The organism is Thalassospira profundimaris (assembly GCF_003326795.1).
GTDB lineage: Bacteria > Pseudomonadota > Alphaproteobacteria > Rhodospirillales > Thalassospiraceae > Thalassospira > Thalassospira profundimaris_C.
The window spans coordinates 1-8243 of the sequence record NZ_JPWI01000026.1; the positions used below are offsets into that span (position 1 = coordinate 1).

The window sequence follows — 8243 nt, forward strand, 5'->3', positions numbered from 1 at the left end:
CGATGGCTGCGGGGTTTTCTTTTGGCTTCGAACTGACCCGATTTCGGCAATCATGAAGTCGGTGTTAGTCGGACTTGTACGCACTACCGCCATAATAGACACGCAACGGCCCTACATCTGAGTATCGTTTCTTACGCAGCCGAACGCAGAGTTGGCCGAAGCGGACCCTAATCCCTCAAAGAAAAGAAGCCGGGAAACGGCAATGGGCAAAAACTTTTAATGTAACCTTCAATAAAGACACACGACCAGAAGCAGGTATCGCCACTCTTTCTTAAAGGCCCAATTATGCTGCATAACGCCACCCAAGCCTGAAGAGCTCGTTTTGATCCCAAATCTTTGCCCTCCAGGCTCTTCTCAGAAAGAATTTGGCCGAATTCGTCGAGGCACATTATAACTTTCAAGAGAGAAATCGTCGAATTGATCACCCGGAAGGGTCTATTATTTCTACTCTTTTTTGTCTTCAGGGCCGTGCGACATTGATTGCCAAGCTTTGGAGCCGCTGATAAAGCTATGGAGCCTGCTTCGCGCTGATATTTAACTTCGAATCCAAGACCATTTTCAAGTCACAGTAATCCCCCCCTCTCTGAACGGGAGAAACCATGTTTCCGGAAAAGACAAAACCGAATAGCGCCGATGCAATCAAAGTAAGCGTCTTGGTACTCACCTATAACCATGAAAAATATTTGGCGCAGACACTAGATTCTATTTTAGCTCAAAAAGTCTCCTTCCCTATCGAGCTGATCATTGCCGAGGACTGTTCGACCGATGCGACCCGGGATGTGATAGCTGAGTACAGAGACAAATTTGAGAACTGCACTGTTTTGTTAAACAACAAAAATCGCGGCGGGATTTTCACTATCATTACGGCCTCCGAACATATTTCCGGCGAATACTATTGTTTTCTGGAAGGTGACGATTACTGGACAGATCCGACCAAACTACAACAGCAAGTAGATATCTTGGACCAACACAAAGAATATGTCGGTTGCTCCCACAATACAGAATTGTTCTATCAGGCAGAAAGCCGCACCGAACTGCTGCATAAAGAACCTTTGCCAGATGAGTACGGTGCCGACGAACTGATCACGTCCCAATGTTATTGCCACACCAGCTCGTACCTTTGGCGGAGAACGTCACGCGATATCTACCCGCTCGAAATGCATTACAACAAAATGATCGGGGACTGGTTTGTCTCAATCTACAAGTCTCAATTTGGCAAGATCAAGTATATCGATCGCACAATGTCGACTTATAGAATCAGTGGAACCGGAATATATTCGAAGCTGTCTCAGCTTAATCGAGATTATTCCAACATACGTGGCGCGATAATTTACAACAAACTCCTGAAATACAAGTTTGATCACATATATTCTCGGAATCTCCCGTATTCGGTACGCCATATCCTGTTCCAGAATCTGAGTCCGAGCAAAATACGTTCACCATCAGATGTCCTGATACTGCTGCGCCTGATATTTCTTCATCTGTCATTTGTCAGTTTCGACAAGCATTTGCCCGACCGGAGTTCAATCGGCGTACGCAGGAAGTACCAGATCGCCAACTTGGCAAGGTATATGTATATCCAGATGTTCCGGAAGCTCATCAATCCGGTTTCCAAATTCATATATGAGGCATTGCATCTGTTCGATATGAACCGATACAAGGTACTCTACAAAAAGAAACTCATGAAACTTTTCGGGATCGAAATGTACGAAAGCGATTATCAGTGATGAAAATTGCGATTATGCAACCGTACTTTTATCCCTATGCGGGATATTTCGAGCTCTTCAGACAGTCCGAGTTGTTCGTGATTTACGACTGCGTCCAATTTCCGCGGCGGGGCTGGGTTCACCGCAACAAAATCCGGCGAACCAATGACGCGCATGAATCCGGAGAATGGCTTACACTTCCGATCGCGAGCTGTTCCCAACAAACCAAAATCAAAGATTTAAGCTTCGCTCAAGATGCCGAAGCAGAATGGTATCAACGATTACAAAGGTTCCCGACGCTTTATCAAGCTCTGCAGAACAGGCAAGACGCCTTTGAAACCATCTGCTCGCTTGACGTTCCACCTGTGGATTATCTTGTCGAAAACCTGCGATTTGCCTGTTCGTTTCTGGGACTTCATTTCAATGTTGTACGTTCCAGCGAACTGAGTATCCCTGAGTCTTACAAAGCCCAAGACCGGATTCTCAAAATCCTGAAAGAACTTGGTGGATCGTGTTACAACAATCTTCCCGGTGGGCGAGAGTTATACTCGCAGGAGGATTTCAGGGATAACGGCATCGAACTGAATTTTCTGGAAACCATGCACATATCAAAGAAATCTGTCTTACAAGACATATTAGGTATTTAACGAGATTCGGGAAAACTCGTCCCTACTCAACAGGCAATTACGGTCCAAGATGAAGAGTTCAAATTATAAAGTACTTCAAAATCATTACGAAAACTGCCTGAAAACTCACGGGGCGACCCACAAAGGCATTGATTGGCCAAACGAACAGGATCTTTTTCGGCGATATCAGGTAATGCTCGACATTACCCGGTTCTCGGAGGCTGATAACATTGACATACTGGATCTTGGATGCGGTTATGGCGGCCTTTACGAGTATATGACGACCCATTGGAACGAAAGACCAAAGGAATTTCGTTACAAGGGTATAGATATCTCTGGCGATATGATTAGCGCAGCCAAAACGGCCAATCCCGACATCGATTTCGAGCAGCGAGACGTCCTAACGGACCCGCTTGCAAATAATCGGCATGGTTTCGTGATTATGAACGGATTGTTCACCGAGAAGCAAAGCATGTCCTTTGATGAGATGTTTGAATTTACAAAGGCGATGCTAAAAATAGCTTACGATACGTGCATCAACGGTATTGCATTTAATGTAATGTCGAAGAACGTTGACTGGGAACGCGAAGACTTGTTCCATCTTTCAATCGACAGTCTGGCAAAATTCCTATCCGAGCATCTGACACGTGACTTCGTAATACGGTCTGATTACAAACTTTATGAGTACACATGCTATGCTATCAAAAAATAAGAAGCTGGTAATCTTCGGATCCGGACAAATAGCGGAAGTTGCGCATTACTTTTTCAGTTCAGACAGCGAATACGAAGTTGTCGCATTCTGCGTGGATGCACAATTCAAAACTCAGGATACATTGCAAGGCCTTCCAATCGTGACCTTCGAGGATATTCAGAAGAATTACCCTCAGGACGAATTCTTTATCTTTATCGCGATGAGTTACAACAAGGTGAATGTGCTTCGCAAGGAGAGATACCAGACCTTCAAGGAAATGGGGTACAAGTTTGCCTCCTATATAAGTACCAACGCCATTTGCAGCACAGAAGACATCGGCGAGCATTGCTTTATTCTTGAACAAAACAATATCCAGCCATACGCCAAGATTGGAAAAAATGTCGTTCTGTGGAGCGGCAATCACATCGGTCACCATAGCATTGTAGAAGACCATTGCTTCATCTCTTCGCACAATGTGATATCCGGTGGTGTGCTTATCGGTGAGCGCACGTTCATCGGGGTGAACAGCACCTTGCGTGATAACATTACGGTTGGAAAAGGCGCAGTCATTGGTGCCGGTGCTCTTGTCTTGGAAGATTTGCCTGACTTGGCAGTGACTTTCTCTGAGGGCTCCACACTTTCGAGGGTACCAAGCAATCGCTTGAGGTCGATCTGATATGCGGTGGAAGAAGATAGGAAAGATATTCTCTTCCGACTTGTTACCGCAGTGGTCCAGCGAACATAGCCAGCTTCCAGTCCCTGTCATACTGGAAGATCGGGTTCGTATTTTTTTCTCGACCCGTAATGCGAACGGGCAAGCGACCCCCATTTCTTTTGATGTCGCTTTAGATGACCTCACCAAAGTCATCCAGGTCAACACAAACCCGATACTCGAACTTGGAAGTTATGGCAGCTTTGACCAAAGTGGCATCATGCCGAGCGATGTCGTTTATGATTCCGGCCGTCACTTGATGTATTATATCGGCTGGCGCACAGGAACGGTTGAACCATATCACACGTCAATCGGTGTCGCAGTAAGCGAAGATAATTGTCAAACCTTTCGCAAGATGTTCGCCGGCCCAATCATTTCACGTTCCAAACACGAACCATTCATCACAACAACCCCCCGGGTCATGATTAATGGCTCATCTGACTGGCGTCTTTGGTATTCTTCGGGGACCAAATGGGAAATGATTGACGGCAAACTGGAGCCTATCTATGTCATCATGTCAGCAACGTCTGAAAATGGCATTGACTGGAACCGTGATGCGTCTGCTTGTATCTCCTTGAAACATGACCTCGAATGCCTCACAAGTCCGAGTGTAATCCGTATCGGCGAAAACCAATACATGTGGATGTGTTATCGGGATGCAGAAGACTATCGAGATGGTGGCGGTTCCTACAGGATAGGTTTTGCGCATTCCCGTGATCGTGGCGTATCTTGGGATCGCCATGACGATGATGCTGGAATATCGCTGTCTTCGTCATCAGAATGGGACAGCAAAATGATGGCGTACCCCTATGTATTTGAGCACGCCCGGAATATTTTTATGCTGTACAATGGGAACGACTTTGGACGCTCTGGCATAGGCCTGGCCCAGTTGATTGACTTTTAGAGTAAATAATCAATGACTGAGAATAACGTATATGTCACTCGCCCATTCATTAGTGACCCTGATCTGATCAGCCAGAAGATTGCAGAAGTTCTTAAATCCGGGCAACTGACCAATAACGGCCCCAAAGTCGTAGAGTTTGAAAATGCTCTGGCGTCAAAGTTGGACGTTGAACATCTGTCCGTCTTCACGAATGGCACTCTTGCGTTGATGATTGCCTTGAAGGCACTCGACCTGACAGGTGAAGTAATCACAACACCGTTCACCTTTGCCGCAACAGTTCACGCCCTTCAGTGGTTGGGACTTACACCGGTGTTCTGCGACATCGACCCTGAAAGCATGTGCATTGATCCGACAAAGATCGAGCAACTGATCACCCCGCGGACGTCGGCGATACTTGGGGTACACGTTTTTGGCTTCCCGTGTGATGTCGAGGCCATTGAAAACATTGCGGAACGTCACGGCGTCAAAGTTGTTTACGACGGTGCACATAGTCTTCTGACGCAGTTCAAAGGGCGTTCTTTAAGCCACTACGGTGACATCACGATGCACAGCTTCCACGCCACCAAATTGTTGAATTCGCTGGAAGGTGGTGCGCTGATCTTCAAGTCAGCCGAGATGAAGGAAAAGTCTTTCCTTTTGAACAACTTTGGAATTCGCGGCGAAGAAAATATCTTTCTTCCCGGACTGAATGCCAAAATGAACGAAGTGCAAGCGCTCGTCGGCATTGAAAACCTGAAGCAGTTGCATTCGGAAATCGAAAAACGGGACATCGTGTACCGCAAATATTCCGAATTATTGGGCAATGTCGACGGTATTCGTATACCGCAGCAGCCAGCATGTTCCAGCCATAGCTATCAGTATTTTCCAATCATTGTCGCAGATGGCAGACGTGATGTAATACATTCTGCCCTCAAGGAAGCAGGAATTCATGCCCGCAAGTATTTTTACCCACTGCTGAGCAACATCGAAACCTATAGTAATTTGCCCTCAGCACGACGAGAACTTCTAAAAGTTGCAAATGACATATCTGACAGCGTTCTTTGCCTCCCCTATTTCGGGGAGTTGGACGAAGAAACGGTGGTGAAAATTTGCAACGTAATTAAGAACGCATAGAATTCAGGAGAAATTTTGTGATTATTCTGGGACTACATTTTGGGCATGATGCGTCAATAACCGTCATGAAAGACGAAGACGTACTTATTTGTTACGAAATTGAACGTCACAAAAAAAAGAAGCATGTAATCGGAATCGAGTACAGTGATGTCGTTGCCTGCCTTGCTGATGTGAATATCCAGATTGAAGACATTGATTACGCCACTGTGACATCCACGCAGCTCGTGGAATATATTTTTCCCGAACCGGAAAAGCTGAACATCAAACTTCAGCATCATTCGGGACATAAGGGTATCCCCTGCGCGCTTGTGGACCAACTTGGCATCACCCCTGAGAAATTTGCGGAAACCGGATTACAAGGCTGGCTTCCCTTGATTCTCAGGGAACGCAGCGACCATGTTTACAATTTGATGCTGCCGGACAGTCTCAAGAAGACGCTTCTGGAGACAGAGCATACCCTTCCAAGCTTCGAGAAGTTTATTGAAGTTCCACTTTGGAACGAACGGAAGTCGCTCAAGGATATTTCGAACACCGACTTCAGTTCGATGATGAATGATGCGATCCGTCACGGGTTCCATTATCCGGTGACGCTGCTTCTGAATGGGCGCGAGATCCCGTCATTTGTCTTCGCTCATCATTATGCTCATATTGCATACGCCTTCTACCAGAGCCCATACGAGGACGCCGCAATTCTCTCAAACGACGGCGCAGGTGGCGGTGACCAAAAGTATCCTTGCGGGATGTTTGCCTATGGAACTGGCGACAAGCTTTATCCCTACACCCCAAATACGCTTGCTGCGGGCGAAATGTATGATCTGGCGTCGATCTCTATAAATCTGGATCCGGGAAAACTGATGGGACTGTCTTCTTACGGACAGCCGCGTTTTTATTCTCCTGAGTTTGTCGGCAACTGGTATGATTTCAACAAACGTCCTTCCAGTGACTGGGTTGACCATTGCCTGAAAGAAGCAAAGCAGCTTGGGTATGATCTGACCTATTTCGGCGATCGCGAACATATCCTGGAACCGATCAATGTCGACTTTGCCGCCAGCACACAAAAACTGATCGAGGAAATTTTGTTATTCTCGGTCTCGGCAATGTACAACTCCTTGCAGTCGAGCAATGTCCAGACCCCCAACTTGTGCTTCTCGGGTGGTGTTGCACTTAACTGCCCGGCCAATACACGCATCTCGAATGAAAGTCCCTATAGTAACGTCTATGTTCCGCCCGCAATTGGCGATATGGGACTGTCTATCGGTTCGGCGATGGCCCTTTACTACAACATCCTCGGGAAGCCGCGTACTCTGAAGAAACAGACGCCAAAGCATGCATATCTTGGCGGAACGGCAGCAGAGCGCTCAATTCCGCGTGCGCTGGATGCGTATCGCGAAAAAGTAACGATCACCGAATGTGAAAATGTCGCATCGGATATCGCGAACATGATCCATCGCAACCAGGTCATTGCGCTCTTTACAGGCCGAAGCGAAGTGGGACCTCGTGCGCTTTGCCATCGTTCAATTATTGCCAACCCTCAGCACGAGGAAAACTGGAAACGAGTGAACGAAATCAAGTCGCGAGAGTTGTGGCGCCCGTTTGCACCGATTGTGCTTGAAGGTGAAGAAGAGAAGTACTTTTACGGCTGTCCATTCCCGTCTTACTTCATGTTGTTTAATGCGATCATCAAAACTGACAACATCCCGGCAATCACACATGTCGACAGAACGTCACGGATTCAGTCAATCAACGCAGACTGCGGTATTATTCATGACGTTTTGCAACAGTATAAGGCGCTTGGAAACCCGGCTGTACTGATGAACACATCTTTCAACGGCCCGAAACAACCAATTATCGAGGAACCTGAAGATGCGATTGAGTTCCTCCTTACAACTGAAATTGATGCCGTCTACCTGAACAACTTCAAGATTGAGAAGCTTGGCCGATGAAACAAGTTCTTAAGCAGATAGCCTATCGTCTCCCAATGGTTCGACAGGTATTACTCGAACTGGATACGTTGAGAAAAAATCAGGCTTCGTTGCTACGTGAAAGAGATGAACTTTCGCGTGAACGGGAAAAATTGTTCTCGCGCTTAAATTCCGGGAACGGGACAGAAGCAAAATACCTTCCTGACGCCGATGAACTGAAAATCTACTTTTAGGCCAGAACCCTCGACTACGATCAGATATATGCTGACGTTCAGAAAGAGTTTGCCAGAAGGCGATCTTGCCTAGATCGATCTCTGACAACACTCTTTTCTGAACGTCAGCTTTCACCAAACCTGTGCGTATTACTGCCGACATTTAACCGCTAACCGACCATATGATCTGGATTTTTCGATGGAAACTTCCCGAAATATTCTGGCGCAGACCATGCAAGTCTCATTGACATAAATTTCCTTGAATCAAGGTATTGCAATCGTCTCCGCCTCGGATTATGGTTCCGCCGCTCAAGCCGGTGTAGCTTTAATTGGTAGAGCAGCTGATTTGTAATCAGA

The 8243-nt window shown here is 46.6% G+C and carries 8 protein-coding genes; all 8 read left to right on the forward strand.

Translation table 11 applies throughout. The features are described from left to right. The first annotated feature begins 599 nt into the window (after positions 1-599). Complete coding sequence (locus TH30_RS21760; RefSeq protein WP_114100175.1) at positions 600-1727, forward strand: glycosyltransferase; 1128 nt, start codon at positions 600-602, stop codon at positions 1725-1727. Continuing rightward, entirely contained in the window at positions 1727-2353 is a 627-nt protein-coding gene (locus TH30_RS21765; protein ID WP_114100176.1) for a WbqC family protein, read from the forward strand. Before TH30_RS21760 ends, TH30_RS21765 begins: the two co-directional genes overlap by 1 nt. 172 nt (positions 2354-2525) lie before the next feature. Continuing rightward, positions 2526-3044 (forward strand): class I SAM-dependent methyltransferase, encoded by a 519-nt coding sequence (locus TH30_RS21770; RefSeq protein WP_181850432.1) that lies wholly within the window; start codon positions 2526-2528, stop codon positions 3042-3044. Beyond that, positions 3028-3699 (forward strand): acetyltransferase, encoded by a 672-nt coding sequence (locus tag TH30_RS21775; RefSeq protein WP_114100178.1) that lies wholly within the window; start codon positions 3028-3030, stop codon positions 3697-3699. Before TH30_RS21770 ends, TH30_RS21775 begins: the two co-directional genes overlap by 17 nt. A 1-nt stretch (position 3700) precedes the next feature. Continuing rightward, complete coding sequence (locus TH30_RS21780; RefSeq protein ID WP_114100179.1) at positions 3701-4639, forward strand: glycoside hydrolase family protein; 939 nt, start codon at positions 3701-3703, stop codon at positions 4637-4639. Positions 4640-4651: 12 nt separating this feature from the next. Beyond that, positions 4652-5752, forward strand: a complete 1101-nt coding sequence (locus TH30_RS21785) for a DegT/DnrJ/EryC1/StrS family aminotransferase (protein WP_114100180.1) — start codon at positions 4652-4654, stop codon at positions 5750-5752. 17 nt (positions 5753-5769) lie between these two features. Next, positions 5770-7695, forward strand: coding sequence for a carbamoyltransferase C-terminal domain-containing protein (locus TH30_RS21790; RefSeq protein ID WP_147252117.1), 1926 nt, complete (start codon positions 5770-5772; stop codon positions 7693-7695). Further along, complete coding sequence (locus tag TH30_RS21795; RefSeq protein ID WP_114100182.1) at positions 7692-7907, forward strand: hypothetical protein; 216 nt, start codon at positions 7692-7694, stop codon at positions 7905-7907. The genes TH30_RS21790 and TH30_RS21795 overlap by 4 nt, the downstream gene beginning before the upstream one ends. The last annotated feature ends 336 nt before the right edge of the window (positions 7908-8243 follow it).